Origin of the sequence: Streptomyces sp. CB01373, from assembly GCF_002803075.1 — a bacterium.
Lineage (GTDB): Bacteria > Actinomycetota > Actinomycetes > Streptomycetales > Streptomycetaceae > Streptomyces.
Genome location: NZ_NNBK01000002.1, coordinates 209,335 through 235,061, shown reverse-complemented (window position 1 = coordinate 235,061; position 25,727 = coordinate 209,335). Strand labels below are relative to the sequence as shown.

Sequence of the window (25,727 nt, the reverse complement as noted above, 5' to 3'; positions counted from 1 at the left end):
CCTCAGCACACGGATACACGCCAGTCATCGGGTGCACCATCGGACTCGGGCACACCATCGGACCCGGCCGGAGAACCGGCGTCGCAGGGGGGCGGGAGCGAGGCCGCCGCTTCGCACCCGGCGGAGCCCGGCGTGGGCGCGGAGTCCGAGGGCGCTGGCGAGCCGGACGCGGGCGCCGAGCCGGGCTCAGGCGCGCCCGCCGGCAGGGGGACTCCCGGGGACGACGAGCCCCCGGCGGCGTCCGAGACCGAGGAGGGGAAACCCGCTGCCGACGGGGCCGCCACCGCCGACGCCGAAGCCTCCAGCGAGGCCGCCGCCGAGACCGACGAGCGCGCCGCCAAGGGCGACCAGGCCGCCGAACGCGACGAGGGCGCCGAGCCCGCCTCCAAGACCAACGAGGCCGCCGCCGAGCCTGCCGAGACCGCCGCCAAACCCGCCGCCGAACCCGACGCCAAGACCGACGACACCGGCGAGCGCGCCGCCAAGAGCGACCAGCCCACCGAGCCCCCCGCCGAGCACGACCAGGCCGACGAGCCCGCCAAGGCCGCCGCCGAACCCGACGAGCCCACCGCCCAGGGCGCCCAGCCCACCGAGCCCCCCGCCGAGCGCGACCAGGCCGACGAGCCCGCCAAGGCCACGGCGATACGGCCCTGGCAGCTTCGCAAGGGCTGGCGCAGTTGGCGGGGGGCGCATCCCGTGGCCGCGCGCCGGGTGTCCCACGGGGTCACCCTGCTCGCGCTCCTGCTCGTCGCCGCCGCGCTTCTGCTGCCGAACAAGGAGGCGCAGTTCCAGGTCGCGGCGTTCACGCGGCTGCCGGTGGAGGCGCTGCTCCTGGGGGCCGTGCTGCTCGTGCTGCCGCGTCGGCCGCGGGTGGCCGTGGCGGTGCTCGGCGGGCTGGCGCTCGGCGTGCTGACCGTGCTGAACCTGACGGACATCGAGTTCAACCAGTACCTGGGCCGCAGCTTCAACGTGGTCCTCGACTGGGAGCTGCTGGACGACGCGCAGTCGTACCTCGCGGACACCCTCGGCGGGACCGCGGCGCTGCTCGCCGCCGCCGGGGTCGTCCTCCTCGTCCTGGCGGTGCTCGCCGTGATGGCCCTCGCGGTCGTGCGCCTCGGTGACCTCCTGGCCCGCGACAAGGCCCGCTCGACGCGCGGACTGCTGTTCGCCAGCGTGGTGTGGATGACGTGCATGGCCCTGGACATCCAGATCTCCGGCGTCCCGGTGGCCTCCCAGCACACGGTCGCCATGGTCAAGTACCACGACCAGGCGCTGCGCACCACGATCCGGGACGAGCGGGACTTCGCGAGGACGGCGGAGGCCGACCAGTTCGGCGGGACCCCGGCCGGCGAGCTCGTACCGGACCTGCGCGGCAAGGACATGATCTTCACGTTCATCGAGAGCTACGGCCGCAGCGCGATCGAGGACCCGATCCCGGCGCCGGGCGTCAACAAGACCCTCGAAACCAGCACGCGGGCCCTCGCCGACGCGGGCTTCCATGCCAGGACCGGCTGGCTGACGTCGGCGACGTACGGCGGTGGCAGCTGGCTCGGCCACTCCACGTTCATGTCGGGCCTGTGGGTCGACAACCAGAACCGCTACCGCACGGTGACCTCCGGCGACCACCTGACCCTGACCGAGGCGTTCAAGAAGACCGGGGCCTGGGACACGGTCGGCGTCATGCCGGGCGTGCAGAAGGGCTGGCCGGAATCGAAGTGGTACGGCCTGGACAAGGTCTACAACGCCTTCCAGATGGGCTACGAGGGGCCCAAGTTCAGCTGGTCGACCATGCCCGACCAGTACGCGCTGGAGGCCTTCCAGCGTCTGGAGCACGGCAAGAAGCGCGACAAGCCGCTGACCTCGTTCGTCATCCTGACCTCCAGCCACCAGCCCTGGGCGCCGGTGCCGGAGATGGTCGACTGGGACCAGCTCGGCGACGGCTCGGTCTACAAGGGCATCGAGGCGGCCGGCAACAGGCCGGCCGACGTCCTCACCAGCTCCACCCGCTCCAGCGAGGAATACGGGAAGTCGGTCGAGTACTCGCTGACCGCGCTCACCCAGTGGATGGAGCGCTACGGCAAGGACGACACCGTGCTCGTGGTCCTCGGCGACCACCAGCCCAACGCCCGGGTCAGCGGCGACCACGCCAGCCGTGACGTGCCCTGCTCGATCATCGCGAAGGACCCGAAGGTCCTGGACAAGATCGCCGACTGGGGCTGGACGGAGGGCCTGCGCCCCGACCACGACGCCCCGGTGTGGAAGATGAGCGACTTCCGCGACCGCTTCCTGACGGCGTACGGCTCCACACCGCACCCGTCGAAGGGCTGACCGTCGGGCCGACGGCGGGCGGGGTCCGTTCCCGGCCCGCCGTCGGCGCGGGAGCCGGAACGCCTCAGCCGCCCGAGGTGTCCAGTTCGGCGTCCTCGCCGACGCCCGCGCAGTCGTAGGGGTCCTTCAGCCAGCCGTCCGGCAGTACCACCCGGTTGTTGCCGGAGGTACGGCCGCGGGGCCCGTCGGCGCCGGCCGGCCAGGGCTGGTCGAGGTCCAGCTCGTCGAGGCCGGCGCGCAGTGCCTCCAGCGAGGAGGTGACCGCCAGCCGCTTGCGCATCTCGGAGCCGACCGCGAAGCCCTTCAGGTACCAGGCGACGTGCTTGCGGAAGTCGATCACACCGCGCGACTCGTCGCCGATCCACTCGCCGAGCAGCGTGGCGTGCCGGACCATGACGTCGGCGACCTCGCGCAGGGACGGCCGGGCCAGGTCCTGGACCCGCCCCTCGAACGCCGCCACCAGGTCGGCGAACAGCCACGGCCGGCCCAGGCAGCCGCGGCCCACGACCACACCGTCGCAGCCGGTCTCCCGCACCATCCGCAGCGCGTCCTCGGCCGACCAGATGTCGCCGTTTCCGAGCACCGGGATCTCGGGCACGTGCTCCTTCAGGCGCGCGATGGCGTCCCAGTCCGCCGTGCCGCCGTAGTGCTGGGCGGCCGTGCGGCCGTGCAGCGCGATCGCCGTCACGCCCTCCTCGACCGCGATCCTTCCGGCGTCCAGGTAGGTGATGTGGTCGTCGTCGATGCCCTTGCGCATCTTCATCGTGACCGGCAGGTCGCCGGCCCCGCTGACCGCCTCGCGCAGGATCGCCCGGAGCAGGTTGCGCTTGTAGGGGAGGGCCGAGCCGCCGCCCTTGCGGGTCACCTTGGGCACCGGGCAGCCGAAGTTGAGGTCGATGTGGTCGGCGAGGTCCTCCTCCGCGATCATGCGGACGGCCTTGCCGACGGTGGCCGGGTCCACGCCGTACAGCTGGATCGAGCGCGGGCGCTCGCTCGCGTCGAACCTGATGAGCTGCATGGTCTTGTCGTTGCGCTCGACCAGCGCCCGGGTCGTGATCATCTCGCTGACGTACAGGCCCTTGCCCTGGCTGAACTCCCGGCACAGGGTGCGGAAGGGCGCGTTGGTGATACCGGCCATGGGGGCCAGCACCACGGGCGGCTGGACGGTGTGCGGGCCGATCTGGAGGGGGGACTCGGGCGTGGGCATTCCCCCATTGTCGCGTATCGGCCGCCACGCGTCGGCACAGATCATGTAGCGGTCATTAGTTAACCGCACTATCGAAGTCGTACCATGGAGCACATGCCCGAGCTCACCCATCGACGACGGCTCCTGGTTCTCGCGATCTGCTGCATGAGCCTGCTGATCGTGAGCCTGGACAACACCGTTCTGAACGTCGCCCTGCCCTCGATGCAGCGCGAGCTGCACGCGAGCACGTCCGGCCTCCAGTGGACCATCGACGCGTACACGCTGGTGCTCGCCTCACTGCTGATGCTCGCCGGTTCCACGGCCGACCGGATCGGCCGCAGACGCGTCTTCATGGCGGGGCTGGTCGTCTTCGGCATCGGCTCGCTGCTGTGCTCCCTCGCGCCCGACCTGGAACTGCTGATCGTGTTCCGCATGCTGCAGGCGGTCGGCGGCTCGATGCTCAACCCGGTCGCCATGTCGATCATCACCAACACCTTCACCGACCCGCGCGAGCGCGCCCGCGCGATCGGGGCCTGGGGCGCGGTGGTCGGCATATCCATGGCCGCCGGCCCGCTCGTCGGCGGTCTGCTGGTGGAGTCGGTGGGCTGGCGCTCGATCTTCTGGATCAACCTGCCGGTGGCCCTGGCCGCCCTGCTGCTCACCGCGCGTTTCGTCCCCGAGTCCCGCGCACCGAAGGCCCGAAGGCCCGATCCGGTCGGCCAGATCCTGGTCATCGCCCTGTTCGGCGCACTGACGTACGCGATCATCGAGGCCCCGGTCTCCGGACTCGCCGCGATCCTGCCCTTCGCCGTCGTCGCGCTCGCGGCCCTGCTCGGCCTCCTGTGGTACGAGCCGCGCCGCGCCGAACCCCTCGTCGACCTGCGCTTCTTCCGTTCGGCGCCGTTCAGCGGGGCCACCGTCATCGCGATCAGCGCGTTCGCGGCACTCGGCGGCTTCCTGTTCCTGTCCACGCTCTACCTCCAGAACGTGCGGGGCCTCGACGCCCTGCACGCCGGCCTGTGGATGCTGCCGATGGCGGCACCGACCTTCCTGTGCGCGCCACTGTCCGGGCGGCTGCTCGGCACCCGGGGGCCGCGGCTGCCCCTGCTGATCGCCGGAACGGCCATGACGGTGAGCGCGGTGCTGTTCGCCGCGTTCGAGGCGGAGACCTCCGACCTCACCCTCGTCATCGGGTACGTCCTGTTCGGCGTCGGCTTCGGCTTCGTCAACGCGCCGATCACCAACACGGCCGTCTCCGGGATGCCGCGCGCCCAGGCCGGGGTGGCCGCCGCGGTCGCCTCCACCAGCCGCCAGCTCGGGCAGACCCTCGGGGTCGCGGTGGTCGGCGCGCTGCTGGCAGCCGGGGTCGGCTCCTCGTCCTACCGGGACGCGTTCGTTCCGGCGGCCAGGTACGGATGGTGGGTGCTGGTGGTGTGCGGTGCCGCGGTGCTGGCACTGGGCGCGGTCACCAGCGGCCGGTGGGCCAGGGGGACCGCCGAGCGCACGGCCGAGCGGCTCCAGGAGCACGAGGTACGGCAGGCGGCGGGCATCGGCGCCTGAGCGCCCGGGGATCCCCGACCCACAGAGGGAAGTCCGGCGACCGGGCCCGGGCAGCGCGGAAGGAGTCCGGCGACCGGTGTCCCGGGCCGCACACGAAGCCCTCCTGGCGGCCGGCCGAGGCCTCGCGGAACGGAGTCGGGCAGCCACGCAGAGGAATCCGGGGCTGCTCACCGATCGCGTACGAGTGATTCCGTCCGGTGAGCACCGGTTTCGGACGGGATGCCGCCGGGGCACTTGGTAAGAAAGAGGTAAGCGAGATCATGGCCGCTGAGCTGCGGCTTCTCATCAAAGTGCCGCTCGCTCACAGCCCGCGTTACTCCTCCCGAGTCGCCGCGCGGGCGATCCGCGGCAAATCTGGATGAGCGCGATGAGCCCTTCGGATCATGCGCGACGCAGGGGGGAACCATCAACGGGAGACCACCATGCATCTCACACTGCGCAGCCGCTGTGTCCGTGGAGTCGCCGTGGGCGCTCTGTCCGCCGCGCTGGTGTCGGCCGGCTCCGCCGGAGCCTTCGCAGCGCCCCGTCCGAGCCCGATGCCCACCCGGACGCACACCGCCATGCCCACCAGGGCGGCCGAGTCGATCACGGTCAGGGCCAGCCACCGCTCGGTCAGGGCCGGGGAGAGCATCACGCTCACCGGCCGCACCGCGCACCTGGCGGCCGGCACCAGGCTGACCGTCCAGCACCTGAGCAACGGCAGGTGGACCACGCTGCGCGCGACCACCGTGGTCAAGAAGGGCGACACCTACACGGTGTCCACGAAGCTCGCGGTCAAGGGCAAGCAGGAACTGCGGGTGGTGCACGGCAACACGCGCTCCGCGACGGTCACCGTTGACGTGACCTGACCCGGGAGGTGACAGGGTGCTGACGGGCTCGTAGCCCGCCCAGCACCAGTTCGAGCACCGCCTCGAACTCCTCCTCGATCGCCGGCCGCTTCCACTCCTGGGCATGACCCGGGTCGTGGAAGCGGCCGGTGGCATGAAACAGGGCCCGGGCCCCGACGGCCGGGTCGGCGGCCGTGAAGACACCGGCCGTGACGCCGTCCCGGACGATCCGGGTGAGCTGGGCGGTCAGGTCGTCGATGTGCTCGCCGACCGCCGCGCCGTTCTCGTCGGTGAGCACCGAGTACGTGGCGAACAGCTCGGGGTCGTCGCCCGCCTTGCGGCGCTTGGCCTCGAACAGTTCCCGCAGCCAGTCGCGCAGCCGGTCCTCCGGGTCCCGCTGATCGGCGGCGATGCCAGCGAGGGCCTCGGACGTGCGGTCCAGCCACCGCTTGGTCACCGCCTCGCGCAGCGCGGCCTTCGTACGGAAGTGCCGGTAGACGCTGCCGTGGCTGACACCGAGCGCGCGGGCCACGTCCACCACGGTGGCCTTGGCCGGCCCGTGGCGGCGCAGCACCTCCTCGGTGGCCTCGAGGATGCGCTCGGCGGTCAGGGTCTCGGTGCTGGGTGGCATGCCCTAGACCGTACCCGGCGCCCGGGTCAGCGTTCGCTGTCCAGGTGGGCCATCTGCGCCTCGGGGTAGCGCGCGCCCACGACGGCGTCCGCCGGGACGGCCTCCTCGATGGCCGCCAGGTCGGCCTCGTCCAGCGTGACGGCCGTCGCGCCCAGTGCCTCCGCCAGCCGCTCCCGGGTGCGGGCGCCGATCAGCGGAACGATGTCCTCACCGCGGGACAGCACCCAGGCGATGGCGGTCTGCGCGACCGTGACGCCCTTGCCCTCGGCGATCTTGCGCAGGGCCTCGACGAGGTCCAGGTTGTGCTGGAGGTTCTCGCCCTGGAAGCGCGGCGAGTGGGCCCGGAAGTCGTTCGCGGCGAGCTTGCGGTCGCGGCCGAAGTGCCCGGAGATCAGACCGCGCGAGAGCACCCCGTAGGCCGTGACGGCGATGCCGAGTTCGCGGGTGGTGGGCAGGATCCGGTCCTCGATGCCGCGGGAGACGAGCGAGTACTCGATCTGGAGGTCCGAGATCGGCGCGGTGGCGGCGGCCCGGCGGATCGTCTCGGCGCCGACCTCGCTGAGGCCGATGTGCCGGACGTGTCCCTTCTCGACGAGTTCTGCGATGGCGCCGACCGTCTCCTCGATCGGCACGTCCGGGTCGACCCGGGCGATCCGGTAGACGCCGATGTGGTCGACGCCGAGACGCTGGAGGGAGTAGGCGGCGAAGTTCTTCACGGCGGCCGGCCGGCCGTCGTAGCCGGACCAGTTGCCGTCCGGGTCGCGCAGGGCGCCGAACTTCACGCTGAGCAGGGCCTGTTCGCGGCGGGCCGCGGGAGCGGTGCGCAGGGCCTCGCCGACCAGCATCTCATTGTGGCCCATGGCGTAGAAGTCGCCGGTGTCGAGCAGGGTCACGCCCGCTTCGAGGGCGGCGTGCACGGTGGCGATCGACTCGGTCCGGTCCGCCTCGCCGTACAGCGCGGACATGCCCATGCAGCCGAGGCCGAGGGCGGAGACCTGGGGGCCGGTGGTTCCGAGGTGGCGGGTGTCCATGAGGGCTCCTTGGGAGGCTCGGAGGGCGGATTGAACGGGTACCCACGACCAGCCTGGCATGACAACTGACAGATTTCAATATCTGTCAGTTGTCACTCCAAACCCCCAGGTCGGCGCACAGCCACCGACCGTGCGATTTGGTCCAGACCTATTGACGAAAGGTCTGGACCACGAGCACTGTCATGCCTACGACACCTCACCGCACCCCCACCGGGAGGCTCCGCATGATCCGCCGCAGACTGCGTCTGCTCGCCGCCGCCCTCGCGGCCGCCTGCCTCACCCAGCTCTCCGTCGCCCTGGCCCCCACCGCCTCGGCCGCCCCCACCGCCGACACGTGCGCCGTGAAGTCCAGGCCCGCCGGCAAGGTGCTCCAGGGCTACTGGGAGAACTGGGACGGCTCCGCCAACGGCGTCCACCCGCCCTTCGGCTGGACGCCGATCACCGACTCGCGCATCGCCGCGCACGGCTACAACGTGATCAACGCGGCCTTCCCGGTCATCCGCTCCGACGGAACGGCCCTGTGGCAGGACGGCATGGACGCGGGCGTGAAGGTGGCGACGCCGGCGGAGATGTGCGCGGCCAAGGCGTCCGGGCAGACGATCCTGCTGTCCATCGGCGGCGCGACGGCCGGTATCGACCTCAACTCGTCCACCGTGGCGGACCGGTTCGTCGCGACGATCGTGCCCATCCTGAAGAAGTACAACTTCGACGGCATCGACATCGACATCGAGACGGGCCTGACGGGCAGCGGAAACATCAACCAGCTCTCCCCGTCCCAGGCCAACCTGGTCCGGATCATCGACGGAGTGCTCGCGCAGATGCCGTCGAACTTCGGCCTGACCATGGCCCCGGAGACCGCCTACGTCACCGGCGGCAGCGTCGCCTACGGCTCGATCTGGGGCGCGTACCTGCCGATCATCAAGAAGTACGCCGACAACGGCCGCCTGTGGTGGCTGAACATGCAGTACTACAACGGCAGCATGTACGGCTGCTCCGGCGACTCCTACCAGGCGGGCACCGTGGCCGGCTTCACCGCCCAGACCGACTGCCTCGCCAAGGGCCTGGTGATCCAGGGCACGACGATCAAGGTCCCCTACGACAAGCAGGTCCCGGGCCTGCCCGCCCAGCCCGGCGCCGGCGGCGGCCACATGGCGCCCGCGCTGGTCTCCGAGGCCTGGCGCCACTACGGCACGAGCCTGAAGGGCCTGATGACCTGGTCGATCAACTGGGACGGGTCGAAGAACTGGACCTTCGGTGACAACGTGAAGGCCCTGCAAGGCCGTTGAGGAACGGCGAACGCCGGACGGCCGCCGAGTGAGGACTCGGCGGCCGTCCGGCGCTCTGAGGTACTGCCGGGGGTTACCGGGTCAGCAGCCGACGAGGCGGCCGGCCAGGTAGCCCTCGATCTGGTCGAGGGAGACGCGCTCCTGCTTCATGGTGTCGCGCTCGCGGACGGTGACCGCGTTGTCCTCGAGGGTGTCGAAGTCGACCGTGACGCAGTACGGCGTGCCGATCTCGTCCTGGCGGCGGTAGCGGCGGCCGATGGCGCCGGCGTCGTCGAACTCGATGTTCCAGTTCTGGCGCAGGGCCTGGGCCAGGCCCTTGGCCTTGGGCGACAGCTCCGGGTTGCGCGACAGGGGCAGCACCGCGACCTTCACCGGGGCCAGGCGGTGGTCCAGGCGCAGCACCGTGCGCTTCTCCATCTTGCCCTTGGCGTTGGGCGCCTCGTCCTCGACGTAGGCGTCGAGCAGGAAGGCGAGCATCGCCCGGCCGACACCGGCCGCCGGCTCGATGACGTACGGCGTCCAGCGCTCGCCGGCCTCCTGGTCGAAGTACGACAGGTCCTGGCCGGAGGCCTTGGCGTGGGAGGAGAGGTCGTAGTCGGTGCGGTTGGCGACACCTTCCAGCTCGCCCCACTCGCTGCCGCCGAACTGGAAACGGTACTCGATGTCCGCGGTGCGCTTGGAGTAGTGGGAGAGCTTCTCCTGCGGGTGGTCGTACCAGCGCATGTTCTCCTCACGCAGGCCGAGTCCCGTGTACCAGTTCCAGCGCTGCTCCATCCAGTACTCCTGCCACTTCTCGTCCTCACCCGGCTTGACGAAGAACTCCATCTCCATCTGCTCGAACTCGCGGGTGCGGAAGATGAAGTTGCCCGGCGTGATCTCGTTGCGGAACGACTTGCCCATCTGGGCGATGCCGAACGGCGGCTTGCGGCGCGAGGTGGTCTGCACCTGGGCGAAGTTGGTGAAGATGCCCTGCGCGGTCTCGGGGCGCAGGTAGGCGACGGAGCCGGAGTCCTGGGTGGGGCCGAGGTGGGTGGAGAGCAGGCCCGAGAACTGCTTGGGCTCGGTGAACTGGCCCTTGTTACCGCAGTTGGGGCAGTTGACGTCCGCGAGGCCGTTCTCCGGGGCGCGGCCCTTCTTCTCCTCGTAGGCCTCTTCCAGGTGGTCGGCGCGGAACCGCTTGTGGCAGGAGGTGCACTCCGTCAGCGGGTCCGTGAAGGTGGCGACGTGACCGGAGGCGACCCAGACCTCGGGCGCCAGGATCACGGACGAGTCGATGCCGACCACGTCCTCGCGGGACGTCACCATGTAGCGCCACCACTGGCGCTTGAGGTTCTCCTTGAGCTCGACACCCAGGGGCCCGTAGTCCCAGGCGGCACGCTGGCCGCCGTAGATCTCACTGCAGGGGAATACGAAGCCACGGCGCTTGCTCAGGCTGACGATGGTGTCGATCTTGTCGGCGGCCACGGTGCTCTCTTCATTACGACGACGGGCGACGAAGCGAGACGCTTCACGAGCGAATGCTTCAGGGTACCGGCGGTGGCTCCCCCTCGACCAAATCGGTGCCGGGTAACGGCCCTTTTCGGGCCCGCCACAGTGCTTGTTGACAACCGTTTCCATTTTAGTTGAAAATGACTGTCATGAACGTACGACGACGCCTCATATCCGGCTCCACGGTCCTGACGATCACCGCGCTCGGCCTCGGAGCACTCTCCGCGTGTTCCTCCGCCGGCGCGAGCGGCACCGGCGGCAAGTACGGCGTCGTCGCGTCCTTCTACCCGATGGCCTTCCTCGCCGAGCGGATCGGCGGGAGCCACGTCCACGTCACCAGTCTCACCCGGCCGGGCCAGGAACCGCACGACCTGGAGATCAGCGCCCAGCAGACCGTGCAGCTCGAGAAGTCCGACGCGGTGCTCTACCTCAAGGGCCTCCAGCCCAACGTCGACAAGGCCGTCGCGCAGTCCGGGATCAGGACGAAGGTCGACGCCGCGTCCCTGACCACGCTGGAGGAGCACGGCACCGACGTCGACGGCCACGCCGACGAGCACGACGCCCACCACGACGAGGAGCACGGCGGCAAGGACCCGCACGTCTGGCTCGACCCGGTGCGCTACGCGCAGATCGCCGAGGGCGTCGGCAAGGCCTTCGAGAAGGGCGACCCGGACCACGCGGCCGACTACCGCAAGAACACCGCGGCCCTGGTGAAGGAGCTCGGCGAGCTCAACACCCAGTACGAGACCGGCCTGAAGGACACCCGGAACAAGGTCTTCATCACCACCCACGCCGCCTTCGGCTACCTCGCCGAGCGCTACGGCCTGACCCAGGAGGCCATCAACGGACTCGACCCGGAGTCCGAGCCCAGTGCGGCCCGGGTGAAGGACCTCCAGGAGACGGCGAAGGCCGACGGGGTCACGACCGTCTTCTACGAGACGCTGGTCAGCGACAAGACCGCGAAGACGCTCGCCAAGGACGCGCATCTGAGGACGGACGTCCTCGACCCGCTGGAGGGCATCACCGACAGGTCCCGCGGCACCGACTACTTCCAGGTCATGGAAGCCAACCTCAAGGCGCTGCGAGAGGCACTGGGCGCCAAGTGAGCATTACGGAGGGCGTCATGGACGTCGGCAGCGACACCGCCGAACCCGTCATATCCCTGCGCGGAGTCCGCGCCGACCTGGGCTCGCGCCCCGTCCTGCGGGGCATCGACCTCACCGTGCGCCGTGGCGAGGTCGTCGCGCTGCTCGGCGCCAACGGCTCCGGCAAGTCGACGGCCGTGCGCAGCGTCATCGGCCAGGTGCCGGTGAGCGCCGGTGAGATCGAGCTGTTCGGCACCCCGCGGCACCGCTTCCGCGACTGGGCGCGGGTCGGCTACGTGCCGCAGCGCACGACCGCCGCGGGCGGCGTCCCGGCGACGGTCACCGAGATCGTCTCCTCGGGCCGGCTCTCCCGCACCCGCTTCGGGATCTTCCGCAAGGCCGACCACGCGGCCGTACGGCGGGCCCTGGAGCTGGTCGGCATGGCGGACCGCGCGAAGGACTCGGTGAACGCCCTCTCCGGCGGTCAGCACCAGCGCGTGCTGATCGCCCGCGCCCTCGCCGCCGCACCCGAGCTGCTGATCATGGACGAGCCGATGGCGGGCGTCGACCTGGCCAGCCAGGAGGTGCTGGCGAGCACGCTCGGGGAGCAGGTGGCGGCCGGGGTGACGGTGCTGCTCGTACTGCACGAGCTGGGCCCCCTTGAGCCCCTGATCGACCGGGCGGTGGTGCTGCGCGACGGCTGCGTCGTGCACGACGGACCGCCCCCGAAGGCCGTCGGCCAGCACGCCCTGCCCGGCCACGACCACGTCCACCCCCACGACGCCTCGGGCGCCGATCCGATCCGCACGGGACTGCTGAGCTGATGGACCTGTTGAACTACGCCTTCATGCAGCGGGCCCTGCTCGCCGCCGTCCTGGTCGGCATCACCGCGCCCGCCGTCGGCATCTACCTCGTCCAGCGCCGCCAGGCCCTGATGGGCGACGGCATCGGGCACGTGGCCATGACCGGCGTCGGCCTGGGCTTCCTGCTGTCCACCTCCCCGGTGTGGATGGCCACGGCCGTCTCCGTCCTGGGCGCGGTCCTCATGGAACTGATCCGCTGGTACGGCCGCACCCGCGGCGACATCGCCCTCGCGATGCTCTTCTACGGCGGCATGGCGGGCGGCGTCATGTTCATCAACCTCGCCCCCGGCGGCTCCAACGCGAACCTGACGTCGTACCTGTTCGGCTCGCTCTCCACGGTCTCGCAGTCCGACGTCACCGCGATCTGCCTGCTGGCCGCCTTCGTCGTGCTGGTCACCCTGGGCCTGCGCCGCCAGCTGTTCGCGGTCAGCCAGGACGAGGAGTTCGCCCGGGTGACCGGGCTGCCGGTGCGTGCCCTGAACCTGCTGACGGCGGTCACGGCGGCGGTGACGGTGACGGTCGCGATGCGCGTGGTCGGGCTGCTGCTGGTCAGCGCGCTGATGGTGGTCCCGGTGGCCGCCGCCCAGCAGCTCAGCCGCAGCTTCGCCACGACCTTCGCGATCGCCGTCGCCATCGGGGTGAGCGTGACGATCGGCGGCACGGTCACGTCGTACTACCAGGACGTGCCGCCCGGCGCGACGATCGTCCTGCTCACCATCGCGATGTTCATCGCGCTCACCGCGCTGGCCACGCCGCTGGCCCGGCGACGCGCGCGGGCCCTCGCCGCGTCACTGCCCGCCGGGGACCCGGCGGAGTGCGCGATTCCGGCCACCCGGGCCGCCGGCGACGGGGCCGGCGCCTGACCGCGCCCGGCCCGGGCTGGCACAATGGCCCGCAGGCGAGACGTGAGGAGGCCGACCGGTGACCACCGCTGGACCGCCCGTGAAGGGCCGCGCCACCCGGCAGCGTGCCGCTGTCGCGGCGGCCCTCGACGAGGTCGACGAGTTCCGCAGCGCGCAGGAGCTCCACGACATGCTCAAGCACAGGGGCGACTCGGTGGGCCTGACCACGGTCTACCGCACCCTTCAGTCCCTCGCCGACGCGGGCGAGGTCGACGTCCTGCGCACCTCCGACGGAGAGTCGGTCTACCGCCGCTGCTCCACCGGCGAGCACCACCACCATCTCGTCTGCCGCGTCTGCGGCAAGGCGGTCGAGGTGGAGGGGCCGATGGTGGAGAAGTGGGCGGAGGCGATCGCCGCGGAGCACGGCTACGTCAACGTCGCCCACACGGTGGAGATCTTCGGCACCTGCGCGGAGTGCTCCGCGGGGTGAGCCTGTGTCTTGTGCGGGTGGTCTGGGGTGACCGGCCCTGAGGGCTGCCGCCCCCAGACCCCCGCTTTCGGCCTTACGGCCTCGTCCTCAATCGCCGGACGGGCTGGTTCTACTCGCCCTCGCCCTGCATCGCGAGGAGGGCCTCGTTCGGGATGGCGCCGCCGAAGCGGCGGTCGCGGGAGGCGAACTCGATGCAGGCCCGCCACAGGTCACGGCGGTCGAAGTCGGGCCACAGAACGTCCTGGAAGACCATCTCCGCGTACGCGCTCTGCCAGAGCAGGTAGTTGGACGTGCGCTGCTCGCCGCTCGGGCGCAGGAACAGGTCGACGTCCGGCATGTCCGGGTAGTACAGGTATTTCTGGATGGTCTTCTCGGAGACCTTGGCCGGGTCGAGCCGGCCCGCCTTGACGTCCTCCGCGAGCGCCTTGGCCGCGTCCGCGAGTTCGGCCCGGCCGCCGTAGTTCATGCAGAAGTACAGCGTGAGCCGGTCGTTGTCCTTGGTCTGCTCCTGGGCGATCTGGAGCTCCTGGGCGACCGACTTCCACAGCTTGGGCATGCGGCCCACCCAGCGCACCCGGATGCCGAGTTCATCGAGCTGGTCGCGGGTCTTGCGGATGAAGTCGCGGTTGAAGTTCATCAGGAAGCGCACCTCGTCGGGCGAGCGCTTCCAGTTCTCGGTGGAGAAGGCGTAGAGGGAGATGTTGCCGACGCCGATCTCGATCGCGCCCTGCAACACGTCCAGCACCCGCTCGGCGCCGACCTTGTGCCCCTCGGTGCGGGGCAGCCCGCGCTCCTTGGCCCAGCGTCCGTTCCCGTCCATGACGATCGCGACATGCTCGGGGACCAGCTCGCCGGGGAGCTTCGGCGCGCGGGCGCCGGACGGATGCGGCTCGGGCGCCCTGTACTCCGGGCGCCGGCGCCCCAGGATCCCGCGTACGGCCATGTGCTTCTCGTCTCCCTTGTCTTGGACTTGTCTTGGACTTGCCTTGGACTTGTCTCGGGCTACTTTTCCACGTACCGAAGTGAGCGCAGCCCGCGCTCCAGATGCCAGTGCAGGTAGGCGGAGACCAGCCCGCTGCCCTCCCTGACGTACCGCGGCTCGCACGCGTCCGCGGTCTCCCAGTCCCCCGTGAGCAGCGCGCCGAGCAGCGCGAGCGTCTGCGGCGAGGGTACGACGCTGCCGGGCACCCGGCAGTCGGCGCAGACCGAGCCGCCGGAGGCCACCGAGAAGAACCGGTTCGGACCGGGCATCCCGCACCGGGCGCAGTCGCCGAAGCTGGGCGCGTAGCCGTTGACGGCCAGCGAGCGCAGCAGGAAGGCGTCCAGCACGAGGTGCGGGGCGTGCTCGCCCCGGGCGAGGGTGCGCAGGGCACCCACCAGCAGCAGGTACTGCTGGACGGACGGCTCGCCCTCGTGGTCGGTGAACCGTTCGGCGGTCTCCAGCATGGCCGTCCCGGCGGTGTAGCGGGCGTAGTCGGCCACGATCCCGCCGCCGTAGGGGGCGATGGTCTCGCTCTGCGTGCACAGCGGCAGCCCCCGGCCCACCAGCTCGCTGCCCCGGGCGAAGAACTGCACGTCCACGTGCGAGAACGGCTCCAGCCTGGCCCCGAACTTCGACTTCGTCCGCCGCACCCCCCGCGCCACGGCACGAACACGCCCGTGCCCGCGGGTGAGCAGCGTGATGATGCGGTCCGCCTCACCCAGCTTCTGGGTGCGCAGCACGACACCGTCGTCGCGGAACAGACTCACCGCGCACCTCCACGGCCGTCCGGCCGGAGGCCCGTGGGTCGTCCCCCGGGAAGCCGCAGCATGATCCGGTCCGCCTCACCCGGCTTCTGGGCGCGCGGCACTGTGCCGTCGTCGCGGAACAGACTCATGGGGTCCATTCTCGCTCACGGCGAACGTGGGCGTGGCCGCGCCCGCGACCCGGTCCGGCTCCCGGCGCGGCGCAACCGCGATTCGCCCCGCGGCGTCGGTCAGTGTGGAGATCGTTCTGTCCGCGCCGACCGGAGGAGAGCACCATTCGAACCCCGGGAGAGTTCAACCCGACCCGACGTACCTTACTGACCACCGCCGGCTGCGCCCTCGTCACGGCGACGGCGGCCCTCACCACGGCCGCGCCCGCGCACGCCCTGCCGGACGACGGCACCACCGCGCGTCTGCGCGCCCTGGAGCAGGAGCACGGCGCCCGGCTGGGCGTGTTCGCCCACAACCCCGGTACCGGCAGGACCGTCCGGTACCGGGCCGAAGAACGCTTCCCGATGTGCTCGGTCTTCAAGACCCTGGCGGCGGCCGCGGTCCTGCGGGACCTTGACCGCCACGGCGAGGTCCTCTCGCGCCGCGTCCACTACACCGAGGCCGACCTGGTGCCGGAAGGCTCCGACCAGACCCGCGCGCACCTGGCCACGGGCATGACCGTCGCCGAACTCGCCGACGTCGCCATCCGCTTCAGCGACAACACCGCGGGCAACCTGCTCCTGCGGGAACTCGGCGGCCCCACGGCCATCACCCGTTTCGCGCGCACGCTCGGCGACCCGGTGACCCGCCTGGACCGCTGGGAGCCGGACCTGAACACCGCCGAGCCCTGGCGGCTCACGGACACCACGAGCCCGCGTGCGATCGGCCGCACCTACGCCCGTCTCGTTCTCGGGGACGCGCTGAACCGTCGTGACCGCCGGACGCTGAGGCACTGGCTGCTGAACAACACCACCAGCACCCACCGCTTCCGCGCGGGCCTGCCACCGACCTGGACGGTCGCGGACAAGACGGGCACCGGTGCCCACGGCACCGCCAACGACGTGGGCGTCGCGTGGACCGAGTCCTCCTCGCCCGTGGTCCTGGCCGTGCTGTCGACCAAACCGGCCCAGGACGCCCCGTACGACGACGCTCTCGTGGCCCGGGCGGCCGCCGTGGTCGCGGAGGCGCTGGGATAGACACGGAGGCCGGGGCGCCCCGCCTCACCGCGACGGCGGGAATCTCCGTACGTACCGCCGCTGCCACGGTGTCTCCACCGCGTGCCGGTCGTAGTGGGTTCTGACGTAGGCGACGGCCTCGTGGGCCGGGACGCCGTCCAGTACGGCCAGGCAGGCCAGGGCCGTGCCGGTGCGGCCTCGGCCGCCGGCGCAGGCGAGTTCGACGCGTTCGGTGGCGGCGCGCGCCCAGGCGCCGGTGAGCGCCGCGTGTGCCGCCTCCCGGTCCGCCGGGAGGCGGAAGTCGGGCCAGCGCAGCCAGTGGGACGCCCAGGGGGTCGGGGGCGGCGGTGCGCCGAGGAGGTAGACGCCGTACGTCGGGGTCCGCGCCGACGGGTCGAGGGGGCGGCGCAGGCCCCTGCCCCGCACCAGCCGTCCGGACGGCAGCCGCAGGACGCCCGGGGTCCCCTCGTCCCAGGGCTGCTCGCGCCCGGTGGCGTGTTCCTCGTTCACGGCGCCTCGTCCCCCCTTCCGGCCCGTCCCGGGCGGCGCGGCGACCGTACCAGGCGGAGGCTGTCTCACGACGGGGTGCGGGCCTCCGTCAGGAGGCGGGTCACGTCGCTGGTGCAGATCGTCAGGGCCGCGCCGACGGTGCCGAGGGTGTCGTGCTCGGCGGGGGTGTAGGGGCCGTCGGCCAGGGCGATGCGAGCGGCCTGGAGGAGGATCGACTCCCGGCCCGCGGGGGCCAGGTGCGGGGCGAGCGGGTCCAGCGCCTCGTGCAGCTCTATGGCCAGGCCCGCGCCGCACGGCCGGTCCTCGTAGGCGCGCCCGGTGTCCGCGGCCAGCGCCTCCACCAGGGCGGCCAGCTGCTCCTCGGTGCAGTCGGCCAGGCCGGCCGCGCGGACCGTGGCCGCGGCGGTTTCCAGGGCCGTACGTGAGCCCGTCCCGCCCGCGGACAGCACCGCCAGGGCGACGGTGTGCACGGCGTCGCGGAGCATCGCGGAGAAGCGGTTGGTCGTCGGATGGTCCAGGACGTCCGTGCCGAAGTGCCCGCCGCAGGCGGCGCATTCGACCACGGGCCCCGCGGTGCCGCGCGGCAGCAGCGGGACACCGAGGACGGTGAAGCGCCGACGCCCGGTCAGCCGTTGGTAGTTGCGGTCCCCGCCGCAGCCGGGGCAGAAGAACTCGCCGTCGCCGACCGGCGTCCACGCGGTGCGGGTGCCCAGCAGTCTGGCAAGCGTGGTGACACGGCCGTTTCGTCCCCGTACTGGCAGCACGTCCCACCTCCGTAACGGCACGGCAACATCGCCGCGCTGGCGTGATGTTAGCCACATTGTCGAGGTGTCGTCAGCACCCTGGACGAGACCTTTCCGTGACCTGGGTCGCCGACTGGCCGATACTGACCGGGCACACGACGGGGCCCCGGCCGCCTCAGCAGGCGGCCGGGGCCTCGAAAGCACCGGTCAGAGCGGTCAGCGCGGTCAGCGCGCCGCGCGGTTGACGGCCGAGACGACGGCCTTCAGCGACGCACGTGTCGTGTTCGCGTCGATGCCGATCCCCCAGAGGACCTTGTCGTCAATCGCGCATTCGATGTACGAGGCGGCCTGGGCGGAGGCGCCCTCGCTCATCGTGTGCTCCTGGTAGTCGAGCAGGCGCACGTCGACGCCGATGGACTGCAGGGCGTCGAAGAAGGCAGAGATCGGACCGTTGCCGGAGCCGGTGAGGACGGTGTCCTCGCCGTCGACGGTGGCCTCGACGGTGAGGGTGTCGACCCCGTCGGTGTCCGTAGTCGACTGGCCGGTCCTGACCTGGATGCGGCCCCAGGCGTTGTCCGGGTTCGGCAGGTACTCGTCCTGGAAGGCCGCCCAGATGTCCTTCGGCGTGACCTCGCCGCCCTCGGCGTCCGTCTTGGCCTGGATGATCTTCGAGAACTCGATCTGCATCCGGCGCGGCAGGTCCAGCTTGTGGTCGTTCTTCAGGACGTAGGCGACACCGCCCTTGCCGGACTGCGAGTTGACGCGGATGACAGCCTCGTAGGAGCGGCCGACGTCCTTGGGGTCGATGGGCAGGTACGGCACCGCCCACTCGATGTCGTCGACCGTGACGCCCTTGGCCTTCGCGTCGGTCTCCATGGCGTCGAAGCCCTTCTTGATGGCGTCCTGGTGGGAGCCGGAGAAGGACGTGTAGACCAGGTCGCCCACGTACGGGTGGCGCGGGTGGACCTCCATCTGGTTGCAGTACTCCCACGTACGGCGGATCTCGTCGATGTCGGAGAAGTCGATCTGCGGGTCGACGCCCTGCGAGAACAGGTTCATGCCCAGGGTGACCAGGTCGACGTTGCCGGTGCGCTCGCCCTGGCCGAACAGGCAGCCCTCGACGCGGTCGGCGCCGGCCATCAGCGCCAGCTCGGCGGCGGCGACGGCCGTGCCGCGGTCGTTGTGCGGGTGGACGGACAGGCAGACGTACTCGCGGCGGGACAGGTTGCGGTGCATCCACTCGAAGCGGTCCGCGTGCGTCGAGGGCGTCGAACGCTCCACCGTGGCGGGCAGGTTGAGGATGATCTCGCGGCCCGGGCCCGGCTGGTACACGTCCATGACCGCCTCGCAGACCTCCAGGGCGAAGTCCAGCTCGGTGTCGGTGAAGATCTCGGGGCTGTACTGGTAGCCGAACTCCGTCTCCGGGCCCAGCAGTTTCTCGGCGTACTCCATCACCAGGCGGGTGCCGTCGACGGCGATCTGCTTGATGTCGTCCCTGGAGCCGCGGAAGACGACCCGGCGGAAGACCGGGGCGGTGGCGTTGTAGAGGTGGACGGTGGCGCGCCGGGCGCCCTTCAGGGACTCCACGGTCCGCTCGATCAGGTCCTCGCGGGCCTGGGTCAGTACGGAGATCGTGACGTCCTCGGGGATCGCGCCCTCCTCCTCGATGATCGAGCGCACGAAGTCGAAGTCGGTCTGGCCGGAGGCCGGGAAGCCGACCTCGATCTCCTTGTAGCCCAGCGCGACCAGCTGGTCGAACATCCGGCGCTTGCGCTCGGGCGACATCGGGTCGATCAGGGCCTGGTTGCCGTCGCGCAGGTCGGTGGAGAGCCAGCGGGGGGCGGCGGTGATCCGGCGGCCGGGCCAGGTGCGGTCGGGGATGTCGACCTGCTCGTAGCGGCCGTACTTGTGGATCGGCATGGAACTGGGCTGCTGACGGTTGACCATGGTGGCGTGGGCTCCTCGTGAGATCCGCGGGTCCGCGGGTGCCGGAGAACGGCCGACGGCGCAACGCCGAACTCCGCGGGGAGGGGGTCGGCCTCGACTACAGGCCCTCGCCGCGGCAGCTAAGGAGAAGCAGCCCGAAACGCATGATGGTCCGCAGCCTAGCCGAGCCGCACCGGATGCGCGGGCCTGTCCCAGTATGCGAAACCGAAGGGACAAACAGGGCAAAAAGTGCGCGATGTCACGCGCGGCCGACCTTCCTCCACCTATCACTCCGTGACGGACAGGCGGACCCCTTGCCCCGATATTTCACCAATCACGGTTGCGGGTAGTGACATTGCCGCCACGCAGTGCAATGGTTCCGGACATGACGACCACCGGGGGCTTCGAGCCCGTCTTCTGCACCATCGTGCCGCCGCACGTCCTCGACCGCCTGGCCCGCAACGAGGACCCCGCGCTCTCCGGACCCGCCCGCCGGACCCTGGAACGCGACGCCTTCGAGCGCACCCGGCGGCGGCTGACCACCGTCATCGGCGCACCCGCCGTCACCGCGCCCGCCGGCAGACAGGACGGGCATCCGCACCGCACCGTCTACGACGCCCGGCACGGCACCGGACTGCCCGGCAGAAAGGTGCGCGGCGAGGGCCAGGGCCCCGGCGGGGACGCCACGGTCAACCGCGCCTACGCCGGCCTCGGCGCCACCTTCGAGCTGTACCTCACGGCCTACCGGCGCGACTCGATCGACGGCAGCGGACTGCCGCTGGACGCGACCGTGCACTACGACAAGCACTACAACAACGCCTTCTGGAACGGCGAGCAGATGGTGTTCGGCGACGGTGACGGCGAGATCTTCCTGGACTTCACCATCCCGGTGGACGTCATCGGCCACGAGCTGACCCACGGCGTCACCCAGCACACCGCCAACCTGGCCTACTTCGGGCAGTCCGGCGCGCTCAACGAGTCGCTCTCCGACGTCTTCGGCTCGCTGATCAAGCAGTACACGCTCGGCCAGACCGCCACCGAGGCCGACTGGCTGATCGGCGCGGGGCTGCTGGCCCCGGGCGTCAGCGGCACCGCGCTGCGCTCCATGAAGGCACCGGGCACGGCGTACGACGACGACGTGCTCGGCAAGGACCCGCAGCCGGCCACCATGGACCACTACGTCCACACCGGCAGCGACAACGGCGGCGTCCACATCAACTCCGGCATCCCCAACCACGCCTTCTACCTGGTCGCCACGGCGCTCGGCGGCCACGCCTGGGAGAAGGCAGGGCAGCTCTGGTACGACGTGCTGACCGGCGGCGAGCTGCACGAGGACGCGCAGTTCGCGGACTTCGCCACGCTCACCGTGCGGGCCGCGCGGGAACGGTACGGCTCCGACGGCGGCGAACTCGAGGCCGTGCGCAAGGCCTGGGAGCAGGTGGGGGTGCGGACGCTGTAGTTCCGTACTAGACACGGACCATGCTGATTCGAGTGAGGCGCACAGGAGGGTTCGCGGGCATCGAGCGCCGCGCCGAGGTGGACGTCTCGGGGCGGCCCGACGCCCCGCAGTGGCGGGACCTGGCCGAGCGGGCGCTGGCGGGCGGCAAGGCCGCGCCGCCTGCCGGGGTGCCCGACGGCTTCAGCTACGAGATCACCGTGGACGGCCGGACGGTGTACGCGGCCGACCCCCGGCTGACCGGGGAGCAGCGCGAGCTCATCTCCCGCGTGCTCAAGGAGGGCGCGTGAGGTCCTTTTCCCTTCCCGGGCGTTGACTTCCGTTACCGACGGTAAGGATGATCCGCCCATGGCGACGAAACCGATGCCCCGGTTCCCGGCCGGCTTCCTGTGGGGCGTGTCCACCTCGGCCCACCAGATCGAGGGGGCGGCCGACCGGCGCGAGCCGTCCGTGTGGGACACGTTCTCGGCCGGGCGGGGACGGATCAAGGACGGCTCGACGGCGGCGGTGGCCTGCGACCACTACCACCGCCACCGCGAGGACGTGGCACTGCTGGCCGGCCTCGGCGTCGACGCGTACCGCTTCTCCGTCTCCTGGCCCCGGGTGGACTCCCCCGGCGGCCTCGACTTCTACGACCGCCTGGTCGACGACCTGTGCGCGGCCGGCGTCCGCCCGGTCCCCACCCTCTTCCACTGGGACCTGCCGGCCCGCCTCGACTGGCTGGAGCGGGACACGGCCGCGCGGTTCGCCGGCCATGTGTCGGTGGTCGCCGAGCGCCTGGGCGACCGCGTGCCGAAGTGGATCACGCTCAACGAGCCCGCCGAGCACACCCTGCTCGGCCATGCCCTGGGTGTGCACGCGCCGGGGAAGCGGCTGCTGTTCGACGCGCTCCCGGCTGCCCACCACCAACTGCTCGCCCACGGCCTGGCCGTCCGGGCGCTGCGCGCTGCCGGGGCAGCGGACATCGGCATCGCCAACTCGCACAGTCCCGTCCGGCCGGCCTCCGGGGAACAGGCGGACGTCGAGGCGGCCGGCCTCTACGACCTGCTGCTGCACCGCCTGTTCGCCGAACCGCTGCTGCTCGGCCGCTACCCCGAGGGACTGGGCGAGCTGATGCCGGGCACCCCGGCGGAACTGGCCTCGGATCTGGAGATCATCGCCGAGCCCCTGGACTGGTACGGCGTCAACTACTACGCCCCGACCCGGGTGGGCGCCCCTCGCGGCGAGGAGATCGAGTTCGGCGGTCTCACCCTGCCCGCCGAACTGCCCTTCTCGGTAAGGGAGATCGAGGGCCACCCGGTCACGGACTTCGGCTGGCCCGTGGTCCCGGAGGGGCTGACCGAGCTGCTGACCGGCCTGAGCGACCAGTACGGCGACCGGCTCCCGCCCGTCGTCATCACCGAGAACGGGTGCTCCTACGAGGGCCTGGACGACCAGGACCGCATCGCCTACCTGGACGGACACCTCCGTGCCCTGCACCGGGCCGTGGAGGCGGGCGTGGACGTGCGCGGCTACTTCGTGTGGTCGCTGCTGGACAACTGGGAGTGGGCGGAGGGCTACGCCCGCCGGTTCGGCCTGGTGCACGTCGACTACAAGACCCTTGAGCGCACCCCGAAGGCGTCCTACCGCTGGTTCCGGGACCTGCTGCGGGCCCAGCGGGAGACGGGGACGGCGGCCGCCGCGTCGCCCGTCCCGGACTGATGCCGCTCCGGGTCCGCCGGCGTCGCCGGTCCCCTCAGGGTCACCGGGGTCGCGCAGGTCGCCGAAAAGCCCTACGGCGTCGGCACTCCCCCGTCGTACCCTGGGAAGCGCGAGGCCGCCCTGACTTGTGCGGCCGTGACGAGGAGGAACCGCAGGCCTTCAGCGCCGGCCCATGACTCAGACACCCGCAGCCAAGACCCCCGCGCAGGGGCAGGCCAGAGCACAGTTCACCGTCCCCGCCCAGCACCCCATGGTGACCGTCCTGGGGTCAGGCGACTCTCTCCTGCGCGTGATCGAGAAGGCCTTCCCGGGGGCCGACATCCATGTCCGGGGCAATGAGATCAGCGCGGTCGGCGATCCCGCGGACGTCGCCCTGGTCCAGCGCGTGTTCGACGAGATGATGCTGGTGCTCCGCACCGGGCAGCCGATGACGGAGGACGCAGTGGAACGCTCCATCGCCATGCTCAAGGCCAGCGAGAACGGCGAGAGCGACGGCCAGGAGACCCCGGCCGAGGTTTTGACGCAGAACATCCTGTCCTCCCGCGGCCGCACGATCCGTCCCAAGACGCTCAACCAGAAGCGGTACGTCGACGCGATCGACAAGCACACGGTGGTCTTCGGCATCGGCCCCGCCGGTACCGGCAAGACCTACCTGGCCATGGCCAAGGCGGTGCAGGCCCTGCAGTCCAAGCAGGTCAACCGCATCATTCTGACCCGCCCCGCGGTCGAGGCCGGCGAGCGCCTCGGCTTCCTGCCCGGCACGCTCTACGAGAAGATCGACCCGTACCTGCGCCCGCTGTACGACGCGCTGCACGACATGCTCGACCCGGACTCCATCCCGCGTCTGATGGCGGCGGGCACGATCGAGGTCGCACCGCTCGCCTACATGCGCGGCCGCGCGCAACCGCGCTTCACGAACGTGCTGACGCCGGACGGCTGGCGCCCGATCGGCGATCTTCAGGTCGGTGACCTCGTCATCGGCTCCAACGGCGAGCCGACCCCTGTCCTGGGCGTCTATCCACAGGGCGAGAAGGACATCTACCGCGTCACGGCCCAGGACGGCTCCTGGACGCTGTGCTGCGGCGAGCACCTGTGGACGGTCAGGACGCGCGACGACAAGCGCCGCGACAAGCCGTGGCGGGTCCTGGAGACCCAGGAGATGATCGGCAACCTGCGTGCCGCGCACGCGCGTCGATACGAGCTGCCGATGCTCACGGCACCGGTGTGCTTCCCCGAGCGCGAAGTACCGATGGACCCCTACGCGCTGGGACTCCTGCTGGGCGACGGATGTCTGACCGGCTCCACCACCCCGTCGTTCGCCACCACGGACCCGGAACTGGCGTCGGCCCTGCAATCGGCCCTTCCCGGAGTCTCGGTACGGCATCGCGGCGGGCCCGACTACGTCCTCAACCGGGACAAGGCCGCTGGCGACGTGGTCACCCTGGAGAACCCGGTCACCGGCGTTCTGCGCCGGCTGGACCTGCTGCGGACGCGCTCGTACAGCAAGTTCGTCCCCGACGACTACCTCTTCAACTCGGCCGAGGTACGGCTGGCGGTCCTGCAGGGGCTGCTCGACTCCGACGGCGGCCCCGTCGTCCAGAAGAACCGCACCTGCCGCGTCCAGTACACGACGACATCCATCCCGCTCCGGGACGATGTGATCGCTCTGGTGCAGTCACTGGGCGGCGTCGCACACAGCCGTCGCAGGGCCGCCGAGGGGCGCGGTCCGGGCCGCGCGGAGGGGCGGGACGTCGCCCACCGCCGCGACGCCCACGTCATCGACATCCGTCTCCCCGAGGGCATCGAGCCCTTCCGCATGGCCCGTAAGCGGGACCGGTACCAGGCGGCCGGTGGCGGCGGACGTCCGATGCGGTTCGTCGACAGCATCGAGCCGGCGGGCCGGGAGGAGTGCGTCTGCATCCAGGTGGCGGCCGAGGACTCCCTGTACGTCACGCAGGACCATCTGCTGACGCACAACACCCTCAACGACGCCTTCATCATCCTGGACGAGGCCCAGAACACCAGCCCCGAGCAGATGAAGATGTTCCTCACCCGGCTCGGCTTCGACTCGAAGATCGTCATCACGGGAGACGTCACGCAGGTGGACCTGCCCAACAACCAGAAGTCCGGGCTGCGGCAGGTGCAGGAGATCCTGGAGGGAGTCGAGGACGTCCACTTCTCCCGGCTGTCGTCGCACGACGTCGTACGGCACAAGCTCGTGGGCCGTATCGTCGACGCGTACGAGAAGTACGACAGCAAGCACGTCACCGAGAACGGCGCACCCAACAAGTCCGGCGGCCACGGCAGGGCCGGGCACGCGCACGGACACGGGCACAAGGGGAAGTAGACCAGCACCACCATGTCGATCGACGTCAACAACGAGTCGGGAACCGAGGTCGACGAGCGGGCGATCCTCGACATCGCCCGCTACGCACTCACCCGCATGCGCATCCACCCGCTCTCCGAGCTCTCGGTGATCGTCGTGGACGCCGACGCCATGGAGCAGCTGCACGTCCAGTGGATGGACCTGCCGGGCCCCACGGACGTCATGTCCTTCCCGATGGACGAGCTGCGGCCGCCGGCGAAGGACGACGACGAGCCCCCGCAGGGCCTCCTCGGCGACATCGTGCTCTGTCCCGAGGTCGCCGCGAAGCAGGGCGCCGAGGCCCCGACCCAGCACTCCATGAACGAGGAGCTCCATCTGCTCACCGTCCACGGCGTGCTGCACCTGCTCGGCTACGACCACGAGGAGCCGGACGAGAAGGCCGAGATGTTCGGTCTTCAGGCAGCGATCGTGGACGGCTGGCGCGCCGAGCAGGGCCTGCACGGCCCGTCCCCGGCGCCCACCGTCTCGTAACCCGC

23 protein-coding genes and 1 pseudogene are annotated in these 25,727 nt (G+C 71.0%); 15 read left to right on the top strand and 9 right to left on the bottom strand.

What is annotated here, in order from left to right:
- Positions 1-132 precede the first annotated feature (132 nt).
- Entirely contained in the window at positions 133-2,328 is a 2,196-nt protein-coding gene (locus CG719_RS03325; RefSeq protein WP_324838182.1) for a CDP-alcohol phosphatidyltransferase, read from the top strand.
- A gap of 64 nt (positions 2,329-2,392) precedes the next feature.
- On the opposite strand, the gene dusB is transcribed toward CG719_RS03325, so the two are convergent.
- Positions 2,393-3,535: a tRNA dihydrouridine synthase DusB gene (dusB, locus tag CG719_RS03320; RefSeq protein WP_100566939.1), complete on the bottom strand. Its 1,143-nt coding sequence runs from the start codon at positions 3,533-3,535 to the stop codon at positions 2,393-2,395.
- 93 nt (positions 3,536-3,628) lie between these two features.
- On the opposite strand from dusB, the gene CG719_RS03315 reads away from it, so the two are divergent.
- A complete protein-coding gene (locus CG719_RS03315) occupies positions 3,629-5,074 on the top strand; it encodes an MFS transporter (RefSeq protein ID WP_100567182.1) in 1,446 nt (481 codons plus the stop codon).
- 422 nt (positions 5,075-5,496) lie between these two features.
- Positions 5,497-5,922: a hypothetical protein gene (locus CG719_RS03310; RefSeq protein ID WP_159024804.1), complete on the top strand. Its 426-nt coding sequence runs from the start codon at positions 5,497-5,499 to the stop codon at positions 5,920-5,922.
- Here the strand turns inward: CG719_RS03310 and CG719_RS03305 are convergent.
- Both CG719_RS03305 and CG719_RS03300 read right to left on the bottom strand, forming a co-directional pair.
- Positions 5,903-6,532 (bottom strand): TetR family transcriptional regulator, encoded by a 630-nt coding sequence (locus CG719_RS03305; RefSeq protein ID WP_100566937.1) that lies wholly within the window; start codon positions 6,530-6,532, stop codon positions 5,903-5,905. The genes CG719_RS03310 and CG719_RS03305 overlap by 20 nt on opposite strands.
- Before the next feature lie 26 nt (positions 6,533-6,558).
- A complete protein-coding gene (locus CG719_RS03300) occupies positions 6,559-7,563 on the bottom strand; it encodes an aldo/keto reductase (protein ID WP_100566936.1) in 1,005 nt (334 codons plus the stop codon).
- Positions 7,564-7,787: 224 nt separating this feature from the next.
- On the opposite strand from CG719_RS03300, the gene CG719_RS03295 reads away from it, so the two are divergent.
- Positions 7,788-8,849: a chitinase gene (locus CG719_RS03295; protein ID WP_100566935.1), complete on the top strand. Its 1,062-nt coding sequence runs from the start codon at positions 7,788-7,790 to the stop codon at positions 8,847-8,849.
- Between the two features lie 81 nt (positions 8,850-8,930).
- Here the strand turns inward: CG719_RS03295 and CG719_RS03290 are convergent, their stop codons facing one another.
- Positions 8,931-10,313 (bottom strand): glycine--tRNA ligase, encoded by a 1,383-nt coding sequence (locus CG719_RS03290; protein WP_100566934.1) that lies wholly within the window; start codon positions 10,311-10,313, stop codon positions 8,931-8,933.
- Positions 10,314-10,486: 173 nt separating this feature from the next.
- On the opposite strand from CG719_RS03290, the gene CG719_RS03285 reads away from it, so the two are divergent.
- The 4 genes from CG719_RS03285 to CG719_RS03270 are packed head-to-tail and all read left to right on the top strand — an operon-like array spanning position 10,487 to position 13,617.
- The gene (locus CG719_RS03285; RefSeq protein ID WP_100566933.1) at positions 10,487-11,443 is read left to right on the top strand and encodes a metal ABC transporter substrate-binding protein; all 957 of its coding nucleotides are present in this window, start codon (positions 10,487-10,489) and stop codon (positions 11,441-11,443) included.
- A gap of 17 nt (positions 11,444-11,460) precedes the next feature.
- The gene (locus CG719_RS03280; RefSeq protein WP_100566932.1) at positions 11,461-12,246 is read left to right on the top strand and encodes a metal ABC transporter ATP-binding protein; all 786 of its coding nucleotides are present in this window, start codon (positions 11,461-11,463) and stop codon (positions 12,244-12,246) included.
- The gene (locus tag CG719_RS03275) at positions 12,246-13,148 is read left to right on the top strand and encodes a metal ABC transporter permease (RefSeq protein ID WP_100566931.1); all 903 of its coding nucleotides are present in this window, start codon (positions 12,246-12,248) and stop codon (positions 13,146-13,148) included. Before CG719_RS03280 ends, CG719_RS03275 begins: the two co-directional genes overlap by 1 nt.
- 58 nt (positions 13,149-13,206) lie before the next feature.
- Positions 13,207-13,617 carry a Fur family transcriptional regulator gene (locus tag CG719_RS03270; RefSeq protein WP_100566930.1) on the top strand — a complete coding sequence of 137 codons (411 nt, stop codon included), beginning with the start codon at positions 13,207-13,209 and terminating at the stop codon, positions 13,615-13,617.
- 109 nt (positions 13,618-13,726) lie between these two features.
- On the opposite strand, the gene CG719_RS03265 is transcribed toward CG719_RS03270, so the two are convergent.
- Both CG719_RS03265 and recO read right to left on the bottom strand, forming a co-directional pair.
- Positions 13,727-14,560 (bottom strand): isoprenyl transferase, encoded by an 834-nt coding sequence (locus CG719_RS03265; RefSeq protein WP_100566929.1) that lies wholly within the window; start codon positions 14,558-14,560, stop codon positions 13,727-13,729.
- Positions 14,561-14,619: 59 nt separating this feature from the next.
- The gene (gene recO / locus CG719_RS03260) at positions 14,620-15,366 is read right to left on the bottom strand and encodes a DNA repair protein RecO (RefSeq protein WP_100566928.1); all 747 of its coding nucleotides are present in this window, start codon (positions 15,364-15,366) and stop codon (positions 14,620-14,622) included.
- Between the two features lie 230 nt (positions 15,367-15,596).
- Between recO and bla the strand changes: the two genes are divergently transcribed.
- Complete coding sequence (gene bla, locus CG719_RS03250; protein ID WP_442802703.1) at positions 15,597-16,550, top strand: class A beta-lactamase; 954 nt, start codon at positions 15,597-15,599, stop codon at positions 16,548-16,550.
- 24 nt (positions 16,551-16,574) lie between these two features.
- On the opposite strand, the gene CG719_RS03245 is transcribed toward bla, so the two are convergent.
- From CG719_RS03245 to leuA, 3 genes are all read right to left on the bottom strand, one after another.
- Entirely contained in the window at positions 16,575-17,039 is a 465-nt protein-coding gene (locus tag CG719_RS03245; RefSeq protein ID WP_100566927.1) for a protein-tyrosine phosphatase family protein, read from the bottom strand.
- 65 nt (positions 17,040-17,104) lie between these two features.
- On the bottom strand, positions 17,105-17,803 hold the full coding sequence (locus tag CG719_RS03240; protein WP_100566926.1) for a TerB family tellurite resistance protein: 699 nt from the start codon (positions 17,801-17,803) through the stop codon (positions 17,105-17,107).
- A 204-nt stretch (positions 17,804-18,007) separates the two neighbouring features.
- Complete coding sequence (leuA, locus tag CG719_RS03235) at positions 18,008-19,729, bottom strand: 2-isopropylmalate synthase (RefSeq protein WP_100566925.1); 1,722 nt, start codon at positions 19,727-19,729, stop codon at positions 18,008-18,010.
- Positions 19,730-20,093: 364 nt separating this feature from the next.
- Here leuA and CG719_RS03225 point away from each other — a divergent pair, with 364 nt between their 5' ends.
- The 6 genes and pseudogenes from CG719_RS03225 (at position 20,094) to ybeY (ending at position 25,722) form a co-directional block, all read left to right on the top strand.
- Complete coding sequence (locus tag CG719_RS03225) at positions 20,094-21,167, top strand: M4 family metallopeptidase (RefSeq protein ID WP_100567180.1); 1,074 nt, start codon at positions 20,094-20,096, stop codon at positions 21,165-21,167.
- Positions 21,168-21,187: 20 nt separating this feature from the next.
- Positions 21,188-21,454 (top strand): protealysin inhibitor emfourin, encoded by a 267-nt coding sequence (locus tag CG719_RS03220; RefSeq protein ID WP_100566924.1) that lies wholly within the window; start codon positions 21,188-21,190, stop codon positions 21,452-21,454.
- A 58-nt stretch (positions 21,455-21,512) separates the two neighbouring features.
- The gene (locus CG719_RS03215) at positions 21,513-22,865 is read left to right on the top strand and encodes a GH1 family beta-glucosidase (protein WP_100566923.1); all 1,353 of its coding nucleotides are present in this window, start codon (positions 21,513-21,515) and stop codon (positions 22,863-22,865) included.
- A 172-nt stretch (positions 22,866-23,037) separates the two neighbouring features.
- A pseudogene (locus CG719_RS03210) lies at positions 23,038-24,579 on the top strand (PhoH family protein); the annotation flags it as partial.
- A 102-nt stretch (positions 24,580-24,681) separates the two neighbouring features.
- On the top strand, positions 24,682-25,212 hold the full coding sequence (locus CG719_RS37290; RefSeq protein WP_324838186.1) for a PhoH family protein: 531 nt from the start codon (positions 24,682-24,684) through the stop codon (positions 25,210-25,212).
- A 12-nt stretch (positions 25,213-25,224) separates the two neighbouring features.
- Positions 25,225-25,722 (top strand): rRNA maturation RNase YbeY, encoded by a 498-nt coding sequence (ybeY, locus tag CG719_RS03205; protein ID WP_100566921.1) that lies wholly within the window; start codon positions 25,225-25,227, stop codon positions 25,720-25,722.
- Positions 25,723-25,727 lie beyond the last annotated feature (5 nt).

What these genes read in the sequence shown, in the direction of transcription:
- dusB (WP_100566939.1), bottom strand. Translation starts at nt 3,535, where the DNA reads ATGCCCACGCCCGAGTCCCCCCTCCAGATCGGCCCGCACACCGTCCAG.
- CG719_RS03315 (WP_100567182.1), top strand. Translation starts at nt 3,629, where the DNA reads ATGCCCGAGCTCACCCATCGACGACGGCTCCTGGTTCTCGCGATCTGC.
- CG719_RS03310 (WP_159024804.1), top strand. Translation starts at nt 5,497, where the DNA reads ATGCATCTCACACTGCGCAGCCGCTGTGTCCGTGGAGTCGCCGTGGGC.
- CG719_RS03305 (WP_100566937.1), bottom strand. Translation starts at nt 6,532, where the DNA reads ATGCCACCCAGCACCGAGACCCTGACCGCCGAGCGCATCCTCGAGGCC.
- CG719_RS03300 (WP_100566936.1), bottom strand. Translation starts at nt 7,563, where the DNA reads ATGGACACCCGCCACCTCGGAACCACCGGCCCCCAGGTCTCCGCCCTC.
- CG719_RS03295 (WP_100566935.1), top strand. Translation starts at nt 7,788, where the DNA reads ATGATCCGCCGCAGACTGCGTCTGCTCGCCGCCGCCCTCGCGGCCGCC.
- CG719_RS03285 (WP_100566933.1), top strand. Translation starts at nt 10,487, where the DNA reads ATGAACGTACGACGACGCCTCATATCCGGCTCCACGGTCCTGACGATC.
- CG719_RS03280 (WP_100566932.1), top strand. Translation starts at nt 11,461, where the DNA reads ATGGACGTCGGCAGCGACACCGCCGAACCCGTCATATCCCTGCGCGGA.
- CG719_RS03275 (WP_100566931.1), top strand. Translation starts at nt 12,246, where the DNA reads ATGGACCTGTTGAACTACGCCTTCATGCAGCGGGCCCTGCTCGCCGCC.
- CG719_RS03265 (WP_100566929.1), bottom strand. Translation starts at nt 14,560, where the DNA reads ATGGCCGTACGCGGGATCCTGGGGCGCCGGCGCCCGGAGTACAGGGCG.
- leuA (WP_100566925.1), bottom strand. Translation starts at nt 19,729, where the DNA reads ATGGTCAACCGTCAGCAGCCCAGTTCCATGCCGATCCACAAGTACGGC.
- CG719_RS03225 (WP_100567180.1), top strand. Translation starts at nt 20,094, where the DNA reads ATGACGACCACCGGGGGCTTCGAGCCCGTCTTCTGCACCATCGTGCCG.
- CG719_RS03220 (WP_100566924.1), top strand. Translation starts at nt 21,188, where the DNA reads ATGCTGATTCGAGTGAGGCGCACAGGAGGGTTCGCGGGCATCGAGCGC.
- CG719_RS03215 (WP_100566923.1), top strand. Translation starts at nt 21,513, where the DNA reads ATGGCGACGAAACCGATGCCCCGGTTCCCGGCCGGCTTCCTGTGGGGC.
- CG719_RS37290 (WP_324838186.1), top strand. Translation starts at nt 24,682, where the DNA reads ATGGCCCGTAAGCGGGACCGGTACCAGGCGGCCGGTGGCGGCGGACGT.
- ybeY (WP_100566921.1), top strand. Translation starts at nt 25,225, where the DNA reads ATGTCGATCGACGTCAACAACGAGTCGGGAACCGAGGTCGACGAGCGG.